The organism is Corynebacterium sp. TAE3-ERU2 (assembly GCF_019209955.1).
GTDB classification, from domain to species: domain Bacteria; phylum Actinomycetota; class Actinomycetes; order Mycobacteriales; family Mycobacteriaceae; genus Corynebacterium; species Corynebacterium megadyptis.
Window position 1 is genome coordinate 140,231 of record NZ_JAHUTL010000003.1, and the last position, 22,001, is coordinate 162,231.

18 protein-coding genes are annotated in these 22,001 nt (G+C 65.0%); 3 read left to right on the plus strand and 15 right to left on the minus strand.

The window, feature by feature from the left end; translation table 11 throughout:
• Positions 1 to 17: 17 nt before the first annotated feature.
• From KRX12_RS05440 to clpB, 9 genes are all read right to left on the minus strand, one after another.
• On the minus strand, positions 18 to 2,765 hold the full coding sequence (locus tag KRX12_RS05440; RefSeq protein ID WP_218365996.1) for a vWA domain-containing protein: 2,748 nt from the start codon (positions 2,763 to 2,765) through the stop codon (positions 18 to 20).
• Between the two features lie 58 nt (positions 2,766 to 2,823).
• Entirely contained in the window at positions 2,824 to 3,357 is a 534-nt protein-coding gene (locus tag KRX12_RS05445; RefSeq protein ID WP_218365997.1) for a hypothetical protein, read from the minus strand.
• A 207-nt stretch (positions 3,358 to 3,564) separates the two neighbouring features.
• The gene (locus tag KRX12_RS05450) at positions 3,565 to 4,773 is read right to left on the minus strand and encodes a glycoside hydrolase family 76 protein (RefSeq protein WP_218365998.1); all 1,209 of its coding nucleotides are present in this window, start codon (positions 4,771 to 4,773) and stop codon (positions 3,565 to 3,567) included.
• 257 nt (positions 4,774 to 5,030) lie between these two features.
• The gene (locus KRX12_RS05455) at positions 5,031 to 5,723 is read right to left on the minus strand and encodes an RNA methyltransferase (protein WP_218365999.1); all 693 of its coding nucleotides are present in this window, start codon (positions 5,721 to 5,723) and stop codon (positions 5,031 to 5,033) included.
• Positions 5,716 to 6,258 carry an orotate phosphoribosyltransferase gene (gene pyrE / locus KRX12_RS05460; RefSeq protein ID WP_151549700.1) on the minus strand — a complete coding sequence of 181 codons (543 nt, stop codon included), beginning with the start codon at positions 6,256 to 6,258 and terminating at the stop codon, positions 5,716 to 5,718. The genes KRX12_RS05455 and pyrE overlap by 8 nt, the downstream gene beginning before the upstream one ends.
• A gap of 15 nt (positions 6,259 to 6,273) precedes the next feature.
• Complete coding sequence (locus KRX12_RS05465) at positions 6,274 to 7,887, minus strand: hypothetical protein (RefSeq protein ID WP_218366000.1); 1,614 nt, start codon at positions 7,885 to 7,887, stop codon at positions 6,274 to 6,276.
• Between the two features lie 38 nt (positions 7,888 to 7,925).
• Complete coding sequence (locus KRX12_RS05470) at positions 7,926 to 8,798, minus strand: sulfurtransferase (RefSeq protein ID WP_218365046.1); 873 nt, start codon at positions 8,796 to 8,798, stop codon at positions 7,926 to 7,928.
• Between the two features lie 263 nt (positions 8,799 to 9,061).
• Positions 9,062 to 9,859: a hypothetical protein gene (locus KRX12_RS05475; RefSeq protein ID WP_218366001.1), complete on the minus strand. Its 798-nt coding sequence runs from the start codon at positions 9,857 to 9,859 to the stop codon at positions 9,062 to 9,064.
• A 93-nt stretch (positions 9,860 to 9,952) separates the two neighbouring features.
• Complete coding sequence (gene clpB, locus KRX12_RS05480; RefSeq protein ID WP_218366002.1) at positions 9,953 to 12,508, minus strand: ATP-dependent chaperone ClpB; 2,556 nt, start codon at positions 12,506 to 12,508, stop codon at positions 9,953 to 9,955.
• A 238-nt stretch (positions 12,509 to 12,746) separates the two neighbouring features.
• On the opposite strand from clpB, the gene KRX12_RS05485 reads away from it, so the two are divergent.
• Positions 12,747 to 13,997, plus strand: coding sequence for an FAD-binding oxidoreductase (locus KRX12_RS05485; protein WP_218365043.1), 1,251 nt, complete (start codon positions 12,747 to 12,749; stop codon positions 13,995 to 13,997).
• A 38-nt stretch (positions 13,998 to 14,035) separates the two neighbouring features.
• Here the strand turns inward: KRX12_RS05485 and KRX12_RS05490 are convergent, their stop codons facing one another.
• Positions 14,036 to 14,878: a carbon-nitrogen hydrolase family protein gene (locus KRX12_RS05490; RefSeq protein WP_218366003.1), complete on the minus strand. Its 843-nt coding sequence runs from the start codon at positions 14,876 to 14,878 to the stop codon at positions 14,036 to 14,038.
• A gap of 91 nt (positions 14,879 to 14,969) precedes the next feature.
• On the opposite strand from KRX12_RS05490, the gene KRX12_RS05495 reads away from it, so the two are divergent.
• Positions 14,970 to 15,239 carry a hypothetical protein gene (locus KRX12_RS05495; protein WP_151529277.1) on the plus strand — a complete coding sequence of 90 codons (270 nt, stop codon included), beginning with the start codon at positions 14,970 to 14,972 and terminating at the stop codon, positions 15,237 to 15,239.
• The gene (locus KRX12_RS05500) at positions 15,236 to 16,480 is read left to right on the plus strand and encodes an alpha/beta hydrolase (protein WP_218366004.1); all 1,245 of its coding nucleotides are present in this window, start codon (positions 15,236 to 15,238) and stop codon (positions 16,478 to 16,480) included. The genes KRX12_RS05495 and KRX12_RS05500 overlap by 4 nt, the downstream gene beginning before the upstream one ends.
• Positions 16,481 to 16,549: 69 nt before the next feature.
• Here the strand turns inward: KRX12_RS05500 and KRX12_RS05505 are convergent, their stop codons facing one another.
• The 5 genes from KRX12_RS05505 to dnaJ form a co-directional block, all read right to left on the minus strand.
• Complete coding sequence (locus KRX12_RS05505) at positions 16,550 to 18,073, minus strand: aldehyde dehydrogenase family protein (protein WP_218366005.1); 1,524 nt, start codon at positions 18,071 to 18,073, stop codon at positions 16,550 to 16,552.
• A gap of 208 nt (positions 18,074 to 18,281) precedes the next feature.
• Positions 18,282 to 18,905 (minus strand): MBL fold metallo-hydrolase, encoded by a 624-nt coding sequence (locus tag KRX12_RS05510; protein ID WP_218365039.1) that lies wholly within the window; start codon positions 18,903 to 18,905, stop codon positions 18,282 to 18,284.
• Positions 18,906 to 18,907: 2 nt separating this feature from the next.
• Positions 18,908 to 20,002, minus strand: a complete 1,095-nt coding sequence (locus tag KRX12_RS05515; protein ID WP_151529281.1) for an S-(hydroxymethyl)mycothiol dehydrogenase — start codon at positions 20,000 to 20,002, stop codon at positions 18,908 to 18,910.
• Between the two features lie 207 nt (positions 20,003 to 20,209).
• Positions 20,210 to 20,644: a heat shock protein transcriptional repressor HspR gene (locus tag KRX12_RS05520; protein ID WP_218365037.1), complete on the minus strand. Its 435-nt coding sequence runs from the start codon at positions 20,642 to 20,644 to the stop codon at positions 20,210 to 20,212.
• Positions 20,645 to 20,763: 119 nt separating this feature from the next.
• Complete coding sequence (gene dnaJ, locus KRX12_RS05525; protein ID WP_151529283.1) at positions 20,764 to 21,972, minus strand: molecular chaperone DnaJ; 1,209 nt, start codon at positions 21,970 to 21,972, stop codon at positions 20,764 to 20,766.
• Between the last annotated feature and the right edge of the window lie 29 nt (positions 21,973 to 22,001).

A 22,001-nucleotide genomic window follows, 5' to 3' on the forward strand; every position in this document is an offset into this window, starting at 1 on the left:
GCCGTATCCGTGTGCGCCTAGGAATCCCAGCCGCGGGAGTCATCTGACCAGCCGCCCGAGGAGGGGCGATGGGGTTTCTGATCCTCGTGTCCGCCCGAGTCCCAGCCGCGGGAGTCATCTGACCAGCCGCCCGAGGAGGGGCGATGGGGCTTCTGATCCTCGTGTCCGCCCGAGTCCCAGCCGGTGCTGCGGGGCTGATCCCAGCCGCCAGCGCCGGTGTGTGGCGACCAGCTGCCGTCGCTTGTCGGCTGCTGGGGCTCGCTGGGCCCGCCCCAGCTACTGGCCGCAGAGCCTGCGGCGGCCGTCTCTGCGGCGCCACTGCCGCCGCTGCTATCGCTGGCGGTGTTCTCGCCGCTGTCCTTCGCTGTGGTGTGAAGATCCTGGGCGAGGCGCGGCAGCTTCTCGCGGACCGAGCGTTCGATGCGCGCCACGGCGTCATCGGTGGCGAAACGATCGACGAGCACCACCACGGCGCCGGCCTCGGGGCGGCCTTGCTGCGGATAAAACACCCAGTGCTGGGCAAGATCCAAGGGCAGCACGGCGTTGTCACCCGAGCGGCGGCCATCATCGGGGATGGACGGCGCCTGCTGGGCGCGGGCCTGCGCAGAGCTGAAGGGGTTCAGCCCCAGGGCCACCCCGAAGCTCTTAGAGCCGATGGTGGCGTGCCGACCGCTGACCATCGTGCCGGTGGCGTCCATCAGCTCCCCGCGATCCACGTGGAAGGGGCGGCCGGTATTGCTCCGGATCACCTGGTGCTCCTTGATCTGCACGGGGATGGTGAGCGCGTAGATCTTCTTGCGGGTCAGGGTGCCGCTGAGATATTTGAAGAGGTACAAGATAGCCAGCGGGATGAGCAGCCCGAGCAGCAGCGCCACCACCATCACCAGCGAGAACACGGTGGTGTTCACGGGGGCGCGCATGGAGCCGGTCAGGGGGATATCCACCTCGGCCGTGCGGCCATCGCCATCGGCGCTCGCGAGGTTGAGCTGTAGGACGCCGGCCAGGGGGCCATCCGCCAGGTGCTCGCTATCAATGGTGAAGGACAGCGTGCCTTCTTCTCCCTTGGCGAGCTGTAGCGGGGCCTCATCCACCTGCACGCTCACGCCTTCGGCGCCCTCGGGCACGGCGTTGAGCACGGCTCCGCCGAGAGTGGCCTCTCCGGGGCCGGTGATGGGCACGGTGAATTGGGCGTGGGTATCCTCCACTGTCACCTGCACCTCGCCCGGCACCACGGGCATATTTCGCGGGGAGATCGACACCGGGTACTCGGCCACGATCGGCGAGAGCGCGGTGCCCGGCGCATCATCGGTGCCCTTGGTGGTGATCTGGCTCCGCAGCGCGATCGTGCCGTTGACGGGCCGATCGATGGCGTCGAGAGGCACGGCCACGGGGCTGCCCTCGGCGATGGACTGCGCCTCGCCCAAGGGCAGCGGCGCGGCACCATCGGCGGCAACAAACATCGCCTCCAGCGCGGCCTCGCCCTCCAGATCGACGGCCTCGCCATCGCGGTTGAGCAGCTGCACCTGCAGCGGCTCCTCGTTGGTGATACCGGTCTTTTCGCCCTCGCTCAGGGCCGGAATATCGAGGTGCAAACCGGGCAGGATCTGCATCTTTATTTTGTAGCGGCCCTCTTTTTCCGGCGAGTCATAGCCGAAGGTCCACTCCCCTGCCCAGGCATCGGAGCCATTCTGCCGCAGCTCGGCGTCGATCATGCCGGGCAGCACCTGGTTGTCTCCCAAGACCTCTACCTCTGCCCCGGCGAGATCCTGCGTGCCGCTGCCGCCGAGATCAATGCGGTCACCGCGCGGGTTAATCAGATAGGGCTGAACGTTATCGCTGGCGCCGCGCTGCTGCGGCTGCGCGTCCAGGCGGATCTCATCGACGGAGTTATCCAGCACGAAGCGGAAGGTCTCTCCCATGCGCAGCTCGTCCTGCACGGATCCCGCATTGGGCAGGATGCCACGGAAGGCGCTGAAGAGCCCGGCCACATCGTCGGTGGCATTAAAGAAGGCACCATTGGCGGGGGCTCCGCCGCAGGCGGGGGTTTCGGCCATATCGCGCAGCAGCTGCTCTGGGGAATCGGTGCCGCGCGGAATCAGCCCCACGGTAAATAGCTGCACCCCGGACTGGCGGAGCTGGTTGACCGGCCCGGCCGCCGAGCACAGCTGGTCTGCGGCGGCGGCAGCCTCCTCGCCCGGGGTGGTGATGAGACCATCGGTAAAGAAGAGCACGGCACGGCAGGAGTCGCCATCGCTATGGGCGGCCATATCTGCCCCGGCCCCACGCAGCGCGGTCCCATAATCGGTGTAGCTTTGCTGGTCGCGCTCCGCGAAGATCTCCGCCGTGGAGGCGAGCGCATCGGCCTGGTTGGCCACATTGGCCCAGTCGCCATAGGAATCAGGATCGGACTCGTAGGTTTCGCCGAAGCCGGCGAGCTTGACGTTGATATCCGCATCCACATCCTGGGCGGCGATGCCGAGCTGCCGGATGAGATCCTGGGCGGCGGCCACGCGCACCGCGTCTGGGTCGGTGGCGGGAAGATCCTCGAATCCCGAGAGGGACTGGGACTCATCCACCACAAACATCAGGTCTGCGGACTTTTTCTGGGCGATACAGGAGTTCAGGCGCGCGATATTGTCTGCTGCGACTGGCGAGGGCGCCGGCGCTGCAGCTACCTGCGGCGCTGCTGCCACGCTCAGTGCCGCCGCCAGGGCGGCTGCACCACATCGACGAGACGATCCACGGCGCTGGGCGGGGTGGTTCACTGTGTTTCTCGATCCTTAGAGTAAAAGCAATGAAGATAAAGGAGGTGGCGTCGCTACGCTACGCACCGACCGTTTTAGAGATCGCTAGGGCGAATTCGAATGCGGTAATCACTACGCCCACAGCGCCTAAAGCCAAGGCTGCGCGCAGCAGCAACGTTTGTGTCGTGTTTTCCACATAAAAGCTCTCCGCTTTTCGACGATTATCTGCAATCTTGTGAAATCCAATGGCCACAAACGTGAGGATGCCGGCGCATACCCACCCCACGAGGGCATAGGTGCGGAAGGCGGGATCGGTGGCCGTTCCCCCGAACAGCGGGGCGGCGAGAGCGCAGAAAATTCCGAGCAGCGAGGTCAGCCCGGCCACGAGCAAGAGCGGCCACGGCCCCGATACCGGCTGGAGGCGCGGCGGCGGGGTTGCGGGGGCCGCGGGTTGACTAAAGCTGGAGCCACCACCGAACCCAGGGGAGTCGGAAGCGGCCGAAGAAGAGGAGGGGACAGAATCCCAAGCCCGCGGCGCGGTATCGCCGCGGGAGTCTGCAGGCTGATCAGACCAAGAATCATGAAAATCCGATCCAAAAGTGGGACGTGACACCGTAAAAGATTCTCCTTAAAAAATAGGTTAGGGCCTCATAATAGCGCCACGGCGCGACACGCGCGCCCCTTTTTTCGCACTCCTATTCCCCTTTATTCACGCCAGTCGGCGGCAGGGAACGAGGAATACGGAAGAATCATTGTGTGTTTTCGCACAGGTGAGCGAGGGGGAGGTATGCCTGCGGACACCTACCCCCTCTCAGCCCAGTTAGATGCTGAGGTCGAGCTCCGCGCCCACCTGGGTGCTCACGCGCGCGGCGGCTTCCATGAGCATCCAGCCGCTGAGCTGAACCGACAGATCCCGCTCCGGGATGCCGGAACTGGTGAGCGCTCCGCCCACCTTGGCAGAGACCACACCGGCATTGCGTGGCAGCTGGGCATCCTCGGTCCACTCCGCCGGGAACACCGGCAGGCCATCGATTTCGAGGCGATATCCCCAGGCGGCCTCGGCGGATGCCAAAACCAGCCGCGCAGCGATCTTCTTGGTGGAGGTATTGCGCCCGCCATCATTCGGTAGATTCACGGCCACCTCGGCGAGGTAGCGGGCAAGAATGCCCTTGAACAGCCCGCCATCGCCGCCGCGGTTCACCGTGGTGATCGCGCCGCGATCATTAGCCAGTTCTTTGGCCACGGCGTGCACGAGCTGCCGCACGCGGGCCACATAATCCATGATGTCCTCGGCGCGGTCGGCGTCCTCGAGAGTCTCGATACGCGCATGGGGCTCCAGCCCTGCCTGGTTGCGCAATTGTTCGATAATGGCCATGCAGGCGCCCATGACCACGCCCTGGCAATAGGGGTGAATGGGCTTGACGATTTCGGGGCCGTGCATGCGCATACGCACCCCATCCATGATCAAACCCTTTTCATTCATCAGATTGTCAAAGACCCAATCCGTCATGGTGCGGGCCTCGTCCACACAGCCGGTGCGGGCCAGCATGATCGCGGCGGGGCCGTTGGTGGGCACGTTGAAGAAGTTCTCCCCTTCCCGCCAGGGCAGCACGCCGAGACCGGGGTCCACATTGGCGCGCAGGTTCTCCTCTAGCTCCGCCGCATAGGCGGGCGCGGAGAGCGAATGCACGGTATCCATGCGGCGCAAGGCGAGAGCCAGCCACGCTTTATCGTCGTAGTACTTATTGCGGCTCAGCTTGTAGATATTGCGCACCCTGATGCCGCGCACCGTGTGCTGGATGCGTTTCCGGCGGGGCCGAGTGGAGGTACGCAGCGCCGCATCAATCTGGCAGTCCAGATAGTGCGCCTGCCACCAGTAGTGCCAATGCAGCATGAGCTTTTCCTTCACGCCCCCAGGCCAGGCCACTTCGGCCAGGTTGGTGCGCGGCAACGCCCACAGCCCAGTGGCGTGACGATCCTCAATCGCTGCCTCGGCTAGGTCAGCGCGGTGAATCCACTTCTCGGGCACGGTAGTTGTCCTCATTCCATCAAGGTCACGAGCAGCGACCGCCCACGGGGGCGGAAACTGGTGGATACGCCCATGGCCCGTGCAGGGACTAGGGCGCAGCGTGTGCAAGCCACTGCCAGAGCGCGGTGGCTTCAACTCACGTTCTACACTTTCTCTAATTGAAACGGTAACAGAAACGACACATACCCGCCGTGGCCTGCGCTAACGCTATTCTTCGGGACCATAATCTACGGGTGAGTATGTGCCGGTCTGTGCGGCTACCAGGAATGGCGCAGATCGGCGTGTTGGCGAATCCAGGTATGCATGGCGATGCCGGCTGCTACCCCGGCGTTGATCGAGCGTGTCGACCCAAATTGGGCGATCGAGCAGGTCATGATCGCCCCCTCTTGGGCTTGGGGGCTGACCCCGGGGCCTTCCTGCCCGAAGAGCAATAAGCAGCGCTCGGGCAGCTCGGCGGTCTCCAGCGGCACGGAGCCGGGCACATTATCGATGGCCACCACGCTGAGATCCTGCTCGCGGGCAAAGGCCAGTACCTCGGCCACGCTGGAGTGATGGCGCAGGTGCTGGTAGCGGTCGGTCACCATGGCACCGCGGCGATTCCACCGCCGCCGGCCCACGATATGCACCGTGTCCACGGCAAAAGCATTGGCGGTGCGCACCACCGTGCCGATATTCGAGTCATTCTCGAAGTTCTCGATAGCGATGTGCAGCTGGTGCCGCCGGGAATCGATATCGGCGACGATGGCCTCCATCGTCCAATAGCGGTAGGCGTCCACCACATTGCGGCGATCCCCCTCCGCCAGCAGCCGAGGATCATAGCGGGAGTCCGTGGGCAGCGGCGTATCGGGATACTCCTCCGCCCACGGCCCGACCCCGCGGGGCGCCTCGAACCACTCGGTGGGCCCGCGCCCCGAGGAACCCTCCGGTTCCGGTGTCTGCTGCTTAGGCAAGACCAAGATCCTCCAAGCCCAGCAGGTAGCGGTAGTCGAGGCCTTCTGCGGCGATCACATCGGCGGCACCGGTGGCGCGATCCACCACCGTCGCTACCGCCACGACCTCGGCGCCGGCCTCACGCAGCGCCTGCACGGCGGTGAGCGGGGAATTGCCGGTGGTGGTGGTATCTTCCACCACCAGCACCTTCTTGCCCACCACATCAGGGCCCTCGATACGGCGCTGCATACCGTGCTTCTTTGCTTCCTTGCGCACCACGAAGGCGTTAATCTCACGGCCCTCGGCGTGCATCACGGCGGTCGCCACCGGGTCAGCACCCAGGGTGAGCCCGCCGACGCTGACATAGTCCAGGTCCTTGGTCTCTTCCCGCAGCAGGGCCCCAATCAGCCGGGAGGCCCGGTGGTGCAGCGTGGCGCGGCGCAGATCCACGTAATAGTTGGCCTTCTTCCCCGAGGAGAGCGTGACCTCCCCGTGCACCACGGCCAGTTCTTTCACTAGCTCTGCCAGTTCTGCCTTTGCAGCCGCAACGTCCATTCTCGCGCTCATTTCCTAGTTGTTAGTGGTGGTGTTCTCATCCGCGTCGCCGCCCTCATCTGCGGCCGCGTCGCGCTCGTCCTGCACGGGCGTCTCCGCCTCGTCCTGGGCCGCAGAGTCATTGAGACGCGCGGCGAACTCGGGGGTGAAGCTGGTGCCCAGCTCTGCGGAGATGTCATTAAAGATAGACGAGGACATTCCCGTATCGCGCAGCACCTTGGTGCCATCGAAGCCGGTGTGCTCGCGGCTATCGCCGGAGGCGATGGGGGCGATGTCATCGGTGCCCACACCGCGGGAGCTCACGACCCCGCGCGATACCTGCTGGGCGCGGCTCGGCAGCTCCACCGGCTCTTCGGGGCGGGTGACCACGGCGGGGCGCGGGTCGGAGAATTCCTCCGGCACGCTCACCTCATCCAGCTCGATGGGTTCCACCACCGGCCGGGAAGGATCGCGATCCTCCAATTTCAGATCCAGCAGCGCGCCGCGGCGGGGCGGCAGCGCGCGGGCGGCGTCGGCAAGCATAGAGAGCGGCTGGCACACCGCATCCCAGTCCGGCGACTGCGAGTGGGGCTGGAATTGGGCGAGCACCCAGTTGCCCTCGCACCACACGGCGGCAACGGCCGGCGGCAGGGCCTCGAGGGCGGCGTGGACGCGCTCATCGAGAAAGCGCTCGGCCACATCGACTTCGCTGGCCACCACGCGCAGCTCGTGCAGCTCGCCGACGGGCAGCAAATCCTCACCGGTGCCGGGGGCATCCTCCGCGCTGGCGCGACGAGCATCGATCACCACATCAGAGACCGAGCCGCGGCGCATCGCCATCACGCACACCCCACCGAGATCCACCAGGTGCATCTCGTGGCCGCAGGCGGTGCCGCTGACCACGTTGCGCGCTACCGCGCCTGTGGCGGCCGCGCCACGCGACCACTCATCGCTGAGGAACTCATCGCTTTTAGCGAAGAAGTAGTCATGCTCCTTGGCCCAGTCGCGCCGCTCACGGCGCGCGGAGTTCATAAACCCGGGCAGGGAGAAACGGCGCTTCGAGGCCGCGGCGGCCGGTGCCGTATCGGCGCCAGCCTGCTCCTCGTTCTCCTCGTGTTCCTCGGGAGCGTCGGGATCTGCGGAGTCCACGAGCTCGTCGGGCTCGGCGATGGGCGCCTGCGGCGCTGGCTTTACCTCCGCCTCCGCGTCCGGGTGCGGGAGATCATAGAGGGCGTCCTCGGCGTCTACATCCACCTCGGTTTCTTCCTCGGCGTAGATGGCCGTGGCACCGTCGGGGGCAGGCGCATGCTCGCTAGGCTCGGCGGCTGCAGGCTCGCCAGGCTCGGCAGCTGCAGGTTCAGCGGACTCGGCAGGCTCGGCGGGCTCGTCTGGCCCCTCCTCCGCTGCGGGCTGCGGCTCCGAGTGCTCGGCCGGGGCGGGCGCGGTGTCAGCGACCGGCAGCGGCGCGGCGGCAGCATCATCCGCCGCGGGGCGCTCAGGCGCCTGCTCGTCCTCGACGGGACGATCGGCGTCGCTGGTGCGGGACATCTCGCGCGGGGCAGTGCGGGTGCGGCGTTTGCGATCTACAACGAGCAGCCAGAGGCCGACGAGGAAGAGGAGTGCCGCAACGATAAAGATAACTAGGTTCATCGCTCACCTAGCTTAATCTGTGCTGAGCGGCGGTGAAACTAATTTCGCACACACTCCGACACACTGGCGACGTCGCCACGCTCCACGGGGTTGCTGGCATCGGCGCACCACTGGGACCAGCCACCGGGATAGAGAGCCGCGCCATCGAGTCCGGCGAGGTGCATGGCGAAGATCGCTTGGGAGCTGTGCACGCCCGAACCGGAGATCATGATGGTCTTCATGCCCGGCGTGATGCCCGCCTTGTCAAAGATCTCCCGAATGTCCTCTGGGCTGCGATAACGATTGTCCTCGGTGAGGAAGTCGGTGACGGGAATATTCACCGAGCCGGGGATGTGGCCGGCCTTGAGATCGAGGAATTCCTTGCGGCCCGCGAAGCGGTTGCGGGAGCGGCAGTCAATGAGCACGGCGTCGCCGGTGGTGGCGGCGCGCTGCACGTCCTCATAGTCGGCGACGGCCAGATTGCCCAGGTGCGGGCGGATATTAGAAAACATGGGCAGGTTGCCCGGGCCGCCGATGATCTGGTGCCCGTCTGCTTCCCATGCGGCCATGCCGCCGTCGAGCACGCACACATCCTGCACGCCCGCCCAGGTCAGCACCCACCAGGCGCGGGCCGCGAAAAGCCCATTGCCTTCGTCGTAGACCACAACTTTTTGATCGGTATTAATGCCCCACCGCACGAACCACCTAGCCAGCTGGGCGGCGTCCGGAAGCGGGTTGCGTCCCTCCGCGCGGGAGGGAACACCAGCCAGTGCGTGCGCGGTATCGCAGTAGAGGGAGGTGGGGATGTGTTCGGAATTGAATTTGTACAGGCCTTCTTTTTCGCCTGCCCGCCAGAAGGATGCAAGGAGGGTGGTCTTGCGGCCAAAGCGGATGCGGTCTGCCAACTCATCAGGGGTGATGGTGAGATTCATAGCTGCCAGCCTAAGCCACACCACGCCTTTGTGCAGGTTGAGGCGGTTTTCAGAAAGATCAACGGGCAGAAGTTTTGTACTTTTGCGGCTGTTAGGACTGTCCCCTGATCTCCCCCAACAGGCGCTCCTCATCAGACCTTCCCCCTATCAGGAGGGGAAATCGGCGCGCCATGCGGTACATTCCACGTCTAAAAAGTGTGAATGTGATCTGTTCTGGGATTCCAGATCACGGCCTCGAGGGCGCGTGCCCGCCGGTCCCCGCGCTAGCCGCGGGTCGCGGCGATGCGATCGAGCTGTGCCTGCGCCAAGGTCTTGACGCTGTTGAGCTCGATACCGCGGGCCAGCACAACCACATTCCCAGTGCGCCCCCGCACAATATAGGTCCGGTGTCCTTCTTCGGCCGAGGCACCATCGACCCACGTCACTGTGGAATAGGCCTGCACATCCTCGGCCCCGCTCAGCGTCACATCCTCGATGGCGGTGTTCTGAAAGTGCTGCGTCACGCTATAGCCAACATCCACCCCACCCACGGGCATCGTGGCGCTGTAGTCGAGGCAGTTCTCCGCAAGGGCACCGTGCTCACCCAGGGCCTCGGCGTCTGCGATCAGCACCGAATAGGCCTCGAGATCGGCATTATCCGTATAGTCCTCGGGCTTGGGCTGCCACATCACCACATTCGCGGCCTCGGGTTTCTCGGCCACGAGCGCGGTAATGAAGCTCTCGCCGAGCGCCACCTCGGCGCATTCTGCCGGCTCTGTGCGCAGTTGTTCCTCTTGGTACTTCTGGCTGCGCGCCAGCTCCGTGCGCTCCTCATCGCTGAGCGCGGCATAGTCCTGCCCATAGTTGGCGTAGCGCAGATGCGGCAGCATCTCCCCTTCTTGCAGGGTGGCTGCAGCGATATCCACGGGTTCCGCCTGCTGCACTGCGCTTGTCGACGTCGTCTCCTCCGGCTGCTGTCCGTCCTGCTCATCCGTAGAGCACGCTGCCACGCTCAGCAGGAGGGGCGCCAGGGCAATGCCGGCGCAGAGGCGGTGGACAGGGCCGGAGAAGATTCGATGCATGCGCGCTATTCTATGCCACCGGCGGCCGCGGGTGCGCGCCAGCGCGCACCTGCCCACCAGCCGGCGAGGGGGCAGCTGCCTCAACCACGGCTCTTAGGAGCTCAGCTCGAGGTCCTCGCCGCCCTCGGCGACATCCACGTGCACGGTGTTGCCATCGTGGATCTCTCCCGCCAATAGCTTGCGGGCGAGCTGGTCGCCGATGGATTTCTGGATGAGTCGGCGCAGCGGCCGGGCACCATAGGCGGGATCGTAGCCACGATCGGCCAACCAGTGCTTGGCGGCATCGGAGACCTGCAGGGTGAGCTGCCGGGCGGCGAGCCGCTCCGCCAGCTGGTTCACCTGGATCTCCACGATGTGGGTCAGCTGCTCCTGGGTGAGGCTATCGAAGATCACCACATCGTCGAGGCGGTTGACGAACTCCGGCTTGAAGGTGCGCTTCACGGCGTCCATCATCTGCTCGTGGCTGCCGCCGGCGCCCAGGTTCGAGGTCAGAATCAGCAGGGTGTTACGGAAATCCACCGTGCGGCCCTGACCATCGGTGAGGCGGCCGTCGTCAAGCACCTGGAGCAGAATGTCGAACACATCCGGATGCGCCTTTTCTACCTCGTCGAAGAGAACGACGGTGTAGGGGCGGCGGCGCACAGCCTCGGTGAGCTGGCCGCCGGCATCGTAGCCGACGTATCCGGGAGGGGCACCCACCAGGCGAGCCACGGAGTGCTTCTCCCCATACTCGGACATATCGATGCGCACCATAGCGCGCTCATCGTCGAAGAGGAACTCGGCCAGGGCCTTCGCCAGCTCGGTCTTACCCACACCGGTGGGACCGAGGAAGAGGAAGCTACCCGTGGGCCGGTTCGGATCGGCCACCCCGGCGCGGGCCCGGCGCGTGGCGTCGGAGACTGCCCGCACCGCGTCCAGCTGGCCGACCACTCGCTTGCCCAGCACATCTTCCATGTGCAGGAGCTTCTCGGTTTCGCCCTGCATCATCTTGCCGGCGGGAATACCCGTCCACGAGCTGACCACCTCGGCGATCACATCGGGAGTGACCTCCTCGGCCACCATGGCGTTGTTCTGGCCATCCTGCACCTGCGACTCGGCGGCGGCGACCTTCTTCTCTACCTCCGGGATCTTGCCGTAGCGCAGCTCGGCCACCTTGCCATAGTCGCCGTCGCGCTCCGCGATCTCGGACTCAGAACGCAGCCGCTCGAGTTCTTCCTTGGCATCGCGCATCTCATCGATCGCGCTCTTCTCATTGGACCAGCGCGCCTTCAGTTCGCCGAGCTTCTCGCGCTCATCGGCCAGCTCCTCGCGCAGCTTCGCCAAACGCTGCTGCGAGGCCGCATCGCTTTCCTTCGCCAGTGCCATCTCTTCGATTTCCAGGCGCCTAACGATGCGCTCGAGCTCATCGATCTCCTGCGGGGAGGAGTCGATCTCCATGCGCAGCCGCGAGGCCGCCTCGTCCACCAAGTCGATCGCCTTATCAGGCAGGAAGCGGTTGGTGATATAGCGGTTGGACAACTCGGCGGCGGCCACCAGAGCGGAGTCCTGGATGCGCACACCATGGTGCACCTCATAGCGCTCCTTCAGCCCGCGCAGAATGCCTACGGCATCATCCACCGAGGGCTCGCCGACATACACCTGCTGGAAGCGGCGCTCGAGCGCGGCATCCTTTTCGATGTATTTGCGGTACTCCTCCAAGGTGGTGGCACCAACGAGACGCAGCTCGCCGCGCGCCAGCATGGGCTTAATCATGTTGCCGGCATCCATGGCGGAATCGCCCGTGGCGCCCGCGCCGACAATGGTGTGGAGCTCATCAATAAAGGTGACAATCTCGCCCTCGGCGCCCTTGATCTCATCAAGCACCGCCTTGAGCCGCTCCTCGAACTCGCCGCGATATTTCGCGCCGGCCACCATCGAGCCCAAATCCAGGCTGATGAGGGTCTTGCCGCGCAGCGACTCCGGCACATCGCCGGCCACGATGCGTCGCGCAAGCCCCTCCACAATGGCGGTTTTACCCACACCGGGTTCACCAATGAGCACGGGGTTATTCTTCGTGCGGCGCGAGAGCACCTGCACCACACGGCGAATCTCGGCGTCACGGCCGATCACGGGATCAATCTTGCCCTCGCGGGCGCGGGCCGTGAGATCCGTGGAGTATTTTTCTAGTGCCTGAAACTGGCCCTCGGGATCCTCGGTGGTCACCTTGTGCCCACCGCGCACTGAAGGAAAGGCGTTTTTAATCACGTCATAGGTGGCGCCGGCACCCTGCAAGAGCTGGGCGGCGTCATCCTTGCCGCGAGCAATCGCAGCCAGCAGCACCTCGGTGGACACAAACTCATCGCCCAACTCGCCGGCCAATTCCTGGGCGGCGGTGAGGGCATTGAGCCCATCGCGGTTAAATTGCGGATTTGCCATCCCCTGCCCCTCGGCACTGGGATAGGACGTCACCAGATCCCGCGCCTTGGCAGTAATAGCCTGCGGGTCAGCACCCGCTGCCTTGAGCACCGGGGAGGCAATGCCCTCCTCCTGTTCCAGGATGGCCACCAAGATGTGGGCGGGACGGATATCGGGATTCCCCTCGGCGCTGGCGAGCTTCAGGGCTTCCTGTAGCGCCTCGGAGGTCTTTGTTGTGGGGTTAAACCCTGCCATGGTCGTTCTTTCCTCTCATTAATCAGTGTCGTTATATCTTGCCCACGCGGCGGGAGCGCCGTAGGTGGCGTCGATAAGCGCCGTGCGCCATCGCCTCGTGGGGGATTCACTCTCTATAACGCACCAAAACTTGAGTCTGTTCCACTCAAGCAGAAATATTTTCAAAAAAAGTTGAGCAACCCACCCTCAACTCTGGCTTCAGTTCCCAGCTCACTGCGAAATGGTGCAGAATAGGGCCATGGCCACAGAGGATCTGAGTGATATCGCAGAGCGCCTTGTCTCCCGTGCAGAGGCGTTTCGAACCACCACCTATGAGCGACTCATAGCCGCTCTCCCCGATCTCGCCATCCTCTTCTCCGCGACGCCGCAACAACGCCACTATTTTCTCGTGCCCGTGCTCGAGAAGCTGCTGCGCAACACCCCCGCCAGCGGCGAGCTCACCCCACGCATGCAGCGCATCATCGCCCAGCTGGGGCGCGATCACCGTAAATTCCGGGTGCCGGTGCACGTCCTGCCCGAGTTCGGCCGCATCATCAACCGCGGCATCCTCGACAACTGCGCCGATATGTCCGTCGGCCACGTGCTCGGCGCCCAAGAAGCGGTGAGCAAAGCCTGCGACATCATGGCCTCGGCCATGATCGCCGAGGAACATCGCGGCATCCCCGCACTGTATCGGGCGGAAGTGGTGGAAGTGGAGCGCCGCACCAAGCGCGTCAGCGTGGTGCGCGTGGTCACCGACCGGCCCATCCCCTACCGCGCGGGGCAGTTTGTGCCCTGCAATGCCAACCTCATCCCCGGCGAATGGCGCTTCCTCTCCCCTGCCAACCCCAGCAACCCCCAAGGCTTCATCGAGTTCCACGTGCGCATCAACCAGCGAGGACGCTGCTCGCCCATGTTCGGTCTCGCCCGACCCGGCGATGTGTGGTGGATCGGCAACCCCCTCGGCACCCTCGCCATCCCCGGCGACCGTGACGTGCTCATGCTCGCCCACACTCATGGCCTCGCACTGCTGCGCTCGATGATCTTCGATCTCGCCGAGCAGCAAATGCGGGTGCACGCCCACTCCGTGCTCAGCGCAGGCGATAGCACCGCCGCCACCGCCGTGCACACCCCACCCAATGTGACGCTGTTCTATGGCGCCGAGTTCCCCGCCGAGCTCTATGATCTCTCCACGCTCATGCAGCTCTCCGCCAGCCATCCCTGGCTGCGGGTATATCCCTGCGTGGACTCCCCCGACAACCCCTACTGGGCCCACGACACCACCTACTCCCAGCTGCCGACGGGGCTGAACCTCAATATCGGCTCCCCCACCGAGGTGGCCATGCGCACCACCCCGCCCGTGCACGCTGGGTCGCACTCGGCGCTGCGCGCGTGGCGCAACCATGACATCTTCATCCACGGCGGCGGCGACTTCATCCTGCCGGCGCGGACCCGGCTGCTCGACACCGGAGTCGATCCGGCGCGGATTCACACCATCCCGCTCGGGTAGCGCAGAGAGCAGGCCGCGGCCTTAGCTGAAAGGCGGCGCTAGCTGTAGTCCGCCTCGTTGAGCAGCACGGGAATAGAGCGTCGCGCCGCATCCAGCTGCTCGCGATCGAGCTCCACGTAGAGGATCTCCGGCTCATAGCCGGCCTCGGCGAGCACCTGCCCTGCCGGGCCCACCACGCGGGAATGCCCAATGCCGGTGGGGCCATCGTCCTCCCCGGCTTTCGCTTTTCCGCCGGGGCGCGCCTGGGCCGCGGCCAGAATATAGCAGGTGGAATCCAGGGCACGGGCAGTGGTGAGGGCGCGCCACTGTTCCCGCTTGCCCTCGCCGTCCTGCCAGGAGGTGGGCACCGCGATCACCTCGGCCCCCTTCTGCCGCGCGAGATCCTTAAATTGCTCGGGGAAACGCACATCGAAGCAGATGGCGCAGCCCAGCCTCCACGTCTCGCCGCTGCTACTCGGCACATCCACTACCAGCAGCTCATGCCCGGCGCGAACGGTGTCTGATTCGCGGAATCCGAAGGCGTCATAGCAGTGAATCTTGGTATATCCGGCGTGCAGCCCGCGCCCTGTCACCAGCGCCACATTATCGACGCGATGGACCTCTTTCCCCTCGCGCTCAATGGTGTCGGCGGTGCAGAACATACCCACCACGAGCACCACGTCGAGCTCGGTGGCTAGCTCGGCGACGGCGGTGGCGAAGGGGCCATCGAGCGGCTCCGCCTGCTGGTCCAGCCGACCTGTGCCAAAGGCCTGCGAGCTGGCCTCGGGAAACACGATCAGCTCCGCGCCCTGGGCGGCCGCCTCCCGGGCCTTGCCAAGCACCTGCTCGAGATTGGCCTCTTTATCATCGCTACTCAGAATTTGCACTACTGCTGCTTTCATAACACCAGCGTATGTGCATAACCCTGGGTTATCCACACGCCGCGGCGCCGCGCCCTCGCCCAGGCGCTGCGGCTGGCGCATAGTGAGCGCCATGAATGAACTCAGCTTTAGCCCCCACAGTGTCTCCCCACTCTTTCGCGCCGCCACGGTGAGCGTGCGCCCACCCGAGCCAGCCATGCCGGCCTTCACCAGCCTCGCCCTGCGTGCCGCCAGTGGCCGTCTCACCCACCGGCTGTCGCTTGTCGACGCCGCCCTCACCCAGCACACCCGCAGCGTCGAGGAGTTCGTCCACCGCTGTCTCAGCTGCAATGAACATCTCGCAAACAACCTCGCCCAGCGGATCGGAGGAGCGCTGCGATGACACGCCTGATCACTCCCGCCCAGCAGCTTCCCCTTGATTCTGAGGAGATGGCGGCGATCGCCGAACGCTATGTGGCCCTCGCGGTGGAAGTATCGCGACAGATCGACAGCAATATTCGCCGCTGGCAGCAGGCTGTGAGCGAAGGTGTACGCGGTGCCGCCTTCGATGCAGCCGCCCAGCATGAGGAGCAGGTGCAGGTCCCCGCGGCGCGCTCGGCCGCGCAGATGCAGCAGATTGCCTCGGTGTTAGAGGCCGCGCTCCCCTTCCAACGGCAGCTTGAAACCCTCTGGGAGGGGCTGCGCGCCACCGCGCCGATCGCCGCAGCCGCCGGGGCGCCGGTGCTGCAGATACACCAGCGGATGCGGATGTTTCTCCTCGCCACCGGCCGCGGGCTCGACGCGCTCTGTGGCGCCGAGATTGCCCGTGTCTGCGGCGCGGAACTACCGCCCCCGACCTCACGATTGGCGGACTATGCCGAGCTTCCTGCCCGCGATATCGATGTGCTGCAGCGCGCCCAGGCGCCGCAGGAGATTCAGCCGCTGCTGGCGGAGAACCCCGACGTCACCGTGCTGGAGGCCTCGGATGGACGGCTCGTGGTGGCGGTGGGCGATATTGATGCGGCCGAGTCGATCACCACCGTGGTCGCCGGGGTGGGTTCCTCCGATATCTCCGGCTGGGGCACCTATCTTGAGCGCACCCGCTCGATCGCCAGCGCCACCGGCGGCGCCGCGGTGATGTGGATGGGCTATAGCGCCCCCAGCAACCTCGGCCAAGCGCTCTCCCGTGACAGTGCCCAGCGCGGCAGCGAGGAATTGCGCACATTCCATCAGTCGCTCCGCGATCGCCGCCGCGCCATCACCGCAGGCGACGGCCCCGGCGAGGAGCGGGTGGCAGAGCCGCGGCTGCTGACCCTCGGCCATTCCTATGGCTCCACCGTGGCCGGCATGGCCGCCCGCGAGGAGGGGCTGGCCACCGATGCCTTGGTGCTGCTCGGCTCGCCTGGGGTGGGCGCGCGCCACCGCGAGGAGTTGGTCTTTGATAACGAGGAGACAGATGTGGTGGCCCTGACCGGCAGCGCGGATGTCATCACGCTCGCCCCCGATCCTCACTTCGGGGTGCACGGCCCGGATCCCAGTTCCTCCCGCTTCGGCGCGGAGGTGTGGCGCGGTGGGCACACGCACACCAGCTACTGGGATGATCCCGAGCTCCTTGCCCGCCTGGGCAGGCTCGCCCACCGCTAAACGCCACCGGCGCCGCGCCCCCCGCAGTACTGGGGCCACGGCGCCGGAATCCTCACTCGGGGTGTGTGTTTAGAACAGCCCGGTGGGCTTGGGGTCATAGGAGGTGAGCACGCACTTGGTCTCGGTGTAGTGATCGAGCATCATGGCGTGGTTCTCGCGGCCAATACCGGACTCCTTGAAACCACCGAAGGCAGCACCGGCCGGGTAGCTGTGATAGTGGTTCACCCACACGCGGCCGGCGTGAATGGCGCGGGAGGCACGGTAGGCGGTGTTTTGATCGCGGGTCCACACACCGGCGCCGAGGCCGTAGTTGGTGTCATTGGCGATCTCGATGGCCTCATCAAAGTCCTTGAAGGTGGTGACCACCAGCACGGGGCCGAAGACCTCCTCGCGGAAGATCTGCATCGAGTTTTCGCCCCGCATGATGGTGGGCTCCACATAGAAGCCGCCGTCGAGGCTGCCCTCGAGCTTGGCCACGTTGCCGCCGGTGAGCACCTCGGCGCCCTCGGCCGGGCCGGAGGTGAGGTAGCCGGAAATCTTGTCCAGCTGCTCCTGCGAGGCCTGGGCACCCAGCATCACCTCGGAGTCGAGGGGGTTGCCCACCTTGATCTTCTTGGTGCGCTCCACCACGCGGGCGATGAACTCATCGGCGATGTCCTCTTGGATCAGGGCGCGCGAGGGGCAGGTGCACACCTCGCCAGAGTTCAGGGCGAACATGACCACACCCTCGACACACTTGTCCAGGAAATCATCGTCCTTGCTCATGATGTCGCTGAAGAACACCGAGGGCGACTTGCCGCCCAGCTCCAAGGTCACGGGGATCACCTGATCGGCCACTGCCTTGTTGATCATCTTGCCCACCTCGGTGGAACCGGTGAAGGCCACCTTGGCGATACGACGGGAGGAGGTCAGCGCCGCGCCGGCCTCTTTGCCGAGGCCATTGACGATGTTCACCACGCCCTTGGGCAGCAGATCCGCGATGAGCTCCATGAGATAGAGCACCGATACCGGGGTCTGCTCTGCGGGCTTGAGCACCACGCAGTTGCCGGCGGCCAGGGCCGGGGCGAGCTTCCACGCAGCCATGAGAATGGGGAAGTTCCACGGAATGATCTGCCCGACCACACCGAGTGGCTCCTTGAAGTGATAGGCCACGGTATTGCGATCGATCTGGGAGGTATGGCCTTCCAGGGTGCGGGTGACACCAGCAAAGTAGCGGAAATGGTCGGCAGCCAGCGGAATGTCCGCGGCCAGGGCCTCGCGCACCGGCTTACCATTCTCCCAGGTCTCGGCTACTGCGAGCTTTTCTACGTTTTCTTCGATGCGCTCGGCGATCTTGTTCAGCACCATCGCGCGCTCTGCCGGGGCGGTGTGGCCCCACTCCTCCTTGGCGGCGTGCGCCGCGTCGAGGGCCAGATTGATGTCTTCTTCTTTGCCGCGAGCGAACTGACAGAACACCTCGCCGGTGACCGGCGTGATGTTGTCTAGATACTCGCCGCTGGCTGGTGGGGTCCACTCGCCATTGATGAAGTTGTCATAGCGCTCGCGGAAGGACATAACCGAGCCCTCGGAATTGGGATGTGCGTAGACAGTCATGCTGTGTTCTCCGTATCTCTCGTCGGACCATATCCATGGCACCGCAGTGTGTGGGGACTTTCTGCACCACCTCTACCCGGCGGGTAGTGATGTGTCACACAGCCTACGCACATTCCCACCATGGTGCATATGACCCACGACACACCTGCGCGGACGGTGCCAGCATGTCACTGGAACCGTCCGCGCGCTGTTTACAGCCATATCAGCCCTAGTAGCCGCGCTTAATCCACTCCTCCAAGTGGGGCGCCTCGCTACCAATGGTGGTGTGATCGCCGTGCCCGGTACGCACGATCGTCTCGGCAGGCAGCTCCAGCACGGAGGTGCGCAGCGAGTGAATGATGGTGTCGAAGCTGCTGTAGCTCCGGCCCGTGGCGCCCGGCCCGCCTTGGAAGAGGGTGTCGCCACTGAAGAGCTCTGCGGCCTCCGGCACGTAGAAGCAGCACGATCCCGGCGAGTGGCCGGGGGTGTTCAGCACGCTCATCTCCGCGCCGCCGACGTCGAAAAGCATGTCCTCGCGCAGCGCCTCGTGGGCGATATCGGGGTGGGTCTGCTGCCACAGCATCTCGTCACCGGGGTGCACATAGATCGGCGCATCCAGGCGGGTGGACAGCTCTGGGGCCACGGTGATGTGGTCATTGTGGGCGTGGGTACACAGGATGCCGCGGACACGACGGCCGGCGACGGCGTCGATAATCGGCTGGGCCTGGTGGGCAGCATCGATGATGTAGACCTCGGAGTCGTCTCCGACGATCCAGATATTGTTGTCCACATCCCATTCGCCCCCGTCGAGGGCGAAGGTGCCACTGGTTTCTACATGATCAACTCGGAACATAATTAGATCACCACCACGCTACGCAGGACGTCTCCGGCCTTCATGGTGGCGAAGGCCTCTTCCACCGCTCCCAGCTCGATGCGCTCGGAGACGAACTTGTCCAGCGGGAAACGCCCCTGGAGGTGCAGGTCCACGAAGGCGGGGAAGTCGCGCTCGGGCAGGCAATCGCCGTACCAGGCCGGCTTCAGGCTGCCGCCGCGGGAGTAGAAGTCGATGGCCGGGATGTCGATATGATCGCTCAGGTTCGGCACACCCACCATCACCATGCGGCCTGCATGATCGCGGGAATAGAAGGCCTGGCGCCAGGTGGGCATGATCCCCACGGCGTCGATGGTCACATCTGCGCCGAAGCCATCGGTGATCTCGCGGACGCGCTCGATCACCTGCTCCTCCGATAGTTCGGAGGAGTTGATGGTGTGGGTGGCACCGAAGTCGGTGGCGGCATCCAGCTTGCGCTGGTCCACATCCACGGCGATCACGGTGCGGGCCTGGTTCACCACCGCCCCGGCGATGGCCGCCATGCCGACGCCGCCGCAGCCAAAGACGGCCACGGACTCGCCGCGGGCGATATCGGCGGTATTGACCGCCGCGCCCAGTCCGGCCATCACGCCGCAGCCGAGCAACCCGGCCGCAGCCGGATCCTCCGCCGGATTCACCTTGGTGCACTGCTTTTCGTGCACCAGGGTTTTCTCCGCGAAGGCGCCAATGCCCAGTGCGGGGCTGAGCGCGGTGCCGTCCTCGAGAGTCATGGGCTGCGAGGCATTGTGGGTGCTAAAGCAGTACTTGGGCTCGCCGCGCTTACAGGCGCGGCACTCGCCACACACGGCACGCCAGTTGAGCACCACGAAGTCGCCCTCGGCAACGAAGGTGACGTCCTCGCCCACCTGGGAGACCACGCCGGCCGCCTCGTGGCCGAGCAAGAAGGGGTAGGCGTCCTCGATGTCGCCATCGCGATAGGCCAGATCGGTGTGGCACACCCCGCAGGCCTTGATATCCACCACCACATCGGTGGGGCCAGGATCGGGGATAATTATCTGCGCTTTTTCTACGGGTGCGCCCTTTTCACGGGCGATGATTCCAGTAACGGTGGCTGTCATAAACGTGCCACTCCTTCAGGGTTATAGAGGGGTCATTGTGCAACCTTTCATTGTACCCAGATTTTCAATCATTGCCGATAACGTTTTTCACTAGCACGCTCGCATTCCCGCTGCGCACCGCCTATGCCGATGCATCACCGGCGCAATGGCCGTAGATACACCACCACCCACGAGCCCGCTCGGGGCGTCGTGGGTGGCTGGAGGTTGTTAGTGCTGGGGGCGGCTGCGGGAGCGGCGCGGCTCCCACGCCACCACCGCGGTGGAGCGGGGCACGTGCACGATCTCGCCGCGCTTGCGCCCGGCGCTGCGGCGCAATTCGTGCACCTCGCGCTCGAGCGCCGTGAGATCCTCGCTGAGCTCTTCATTTGCTTGGCGCAGGCGATCGTTTTCTTGACTGAGCTCGATGATCGCCTTGATTCCGGCGAGATTCACACCGTCTTCTTGGCTGAGCTTCTGAATCTTTCGGAGCAATTCCACGTCGCTGGGCGAATAGCGTCGCCCACCGCCGCGGGTGCGTTGCGGCGTCACCAACCCGATGCGGTCGTACGTGCGAAGCGTCTGGGCGTGCATGCCCGCCAGTTCCGCTGCCACGGAAATCACATAGACTTCCGTGTGCTCAGAGTGGTCGTTCTGTTGAGTCATGACGCTAGGTAGACACCTCCTCACTCACATCCGGTGGTCGTTGGCACGCCGCCGCGCGTCTGCGATGGCGCCCCTGGGGTGGAGGCCCACCCAGCGTTAGCCGGGTGGGCGTAACGGGTTTAGTCCTGTCCGGCCCAGTCCTTCCGCGGGTCGAAACCGGAGTCTTTCTCGGCCTGGGCGTAGCTGCGTAGCGCCGAGGTAGCGCCGGCATCGAGATGATCCGGGACCACCACCTCGACGGTGACCAGCAGATCGCCCTTGGTGCCATCACGCTTCGGCACTCCCCTGCCGCGCACCCGCAGGGTGCGGCCATTGGGGGTGTTTTCCCGCAAACGCACCGTGACGGGGCCGTCGAGGGTGGGCACTGTCACCGTGCTGTCCAAGACCGCCTCCGCGAAGGAGATGGGTACGGTCAGCTCGAGATCGTCGCCGGAGCGGGTGAATACCGGATCCGGGCGGACGTGGACGGTGACGAAGAGATCGCCCGAGGGCAATCCATTCGGCCCGGCCTCGCCCTGGCCGGCGAGGCGTACCCGCTGGCCGTCGATCACACCCGCTGGCACCTTCACGGTGATCGAGCGGGTGCGGTTGACGGTGCCGGTGCCGCTACACGCCGAACAGGGATCGGTGATCTTGGTGCCGGAGCCATTGCAGTTGCTGCAGGGCTTAGAGAACCCGAAGGTGCCCTTGCTCTCCGACTCATAGCCGGTGCCATTGCACACCCCGCAGGTGGCGGGCTTCGCCGAGGCGGAGCCGGAGCCGTGACACTTATTGCAGGGGGCATCGCCGGTGAGCCGGAGCGGGATGGTGGTGCCCTTGGTGGCTTCGCGGAAATCCAGAGTGATCTGGGTTTCTACGTCCGATCCCCGCGTCGGCCGAGTTGCGTGGCGAGCACCACCGCCGCGGTTGAAAATGCCACCGAAGATATCCCCCAGACCGCCTTCACTAGAAAAGCCTCCACTGGGTCCTCCGCCCGTTTGGCCGAAGAGGTCCGAGATGTCGAAGTCCTCCGTCGACGTCGAGCGAAACCCGCCGGGAAATCCGGCGCCTCCCCTCTGGCCGAAACCGCGACCGAATCCGCCCATGCCCGAGGAGAGCATGGCCTTCATCTCGTCATATTCTTTGCGCTTCTGCTCATCGCCGATGACGTCATAGGCCTCGGCGACTTTCTTGAAGCGGGTTTCCGCCTGGGTGTCACCTGGGTGGGTGTCGGGGTGGTTGTCTCGTGCCAGTTTCCGGTAGGCGCGCTTGATGTCGGCCTGGGAAGCGGACGAGGAGACCCCGAGGTCCGCGTAATAGTCTTTTTCTGCCCATTCACGCTGTGCCATGAGACGTACAGTCCCCTCCTTCCGCTACA

Bases quoted from the DNA above. Each gene is read 5' to 3' on its own strand.
- pyrE (WP_151549700.1), bottom strand. From the start codon at position 6,258: ATGGACGTTGCGGCTGCAAAGGCAGAACTGGCAGAGCTAGTGAAAGAA.
- KRX12_RS05465 (WP_218366000.1), bottom strand. From the start codon at position 7,887: ATGAACCTAGTTATCTTTATCGTTGCGGCACTCCTCTTCCTCGTCGGC.
- KRX12_RS05470 (WP_218365046.1), bottom strand. From the start codon at position 8,798: ATGAATCTCACCATCACCCCTGATGAGTTGGCAGACCGCATCCGCTTT.
- KRX12_RS05475 (WP_218366001.1), bottom strand. From the start codon at position 9,859: ATGCATCGAATCTTCTCCGGCCCTGTCCACCGCCTCTGCGCCGGCATT.
- clpB (WP_218366002.1), bottom strand. From the start codon at position 12,508: ATGGCAGGGTTTAACCCCACAACAAAGACCTCCGAGGCGCTACAGGAA.
- KRX12_RS05485 (WP_218365043.1), top strand. From the start codon at position 12,747: ATGGCCACAGAGGATCTGAGTGATATCGCAGAGCGCCTTGTCTCCCGT.
- KRX12_RS05490 (WP_218366003.1), bottom strand. From the start codon at position 14,878: ATGAAAGCAGCAGTAGTGCAAATTCTGAGTAGCGATGATAAAGAGGCC.
- KRX12_RS05495 (WP_151529277.1), top strand. From the start codon at position 14,970: ATGAATGAACTCAGCTTTAGCCCCCACAGTGTCTCCCCACTCTTTCGC.
- KRX12_RS05500 (WP_218366004.1), top strand. From the start codon at position 15,236: ATGACACGCCTGATCACTCCCGCCCAGCAGCTTCCCCTTGATTCTGAG.
- KRX12_RS05505 (WP_218366005.1), bottom strand. From the start codon at position 18,073: ATGACTGTCTACGCACATCCCAATTCCGAGGGCTCGGTTATGTCCTTC.
- KRX12_RS05510 (WP_218365039.1), bottom strand. From the start codon at position 18,905: ATGTTCCGAGTTGATCATGTAGAAACCAGTGGCACCTTCGCCCTCGAC.
- KRX12_RS05515 (WP_151529281.1), bottom strand. From the start codon at position 20,002: ATGACAGCCACCGTTACTGGAATCATCGCCCGTGAAAAGGGCGCACCC.
- KRX12_RS05520 (WP_218365037.1), bottom strand. From the start codon at position 20,644: ATGACTCAACAGAACGACCACTCTGAGCACACGGAAGTCTATGTGATT.
- dnaJ (WP_151529283.1), bottom strand. From the start codon at position 21,972: ATGGCACAGCGTGAATGGGCAGAAAAAGACTATTACGCGGACCTCGGG.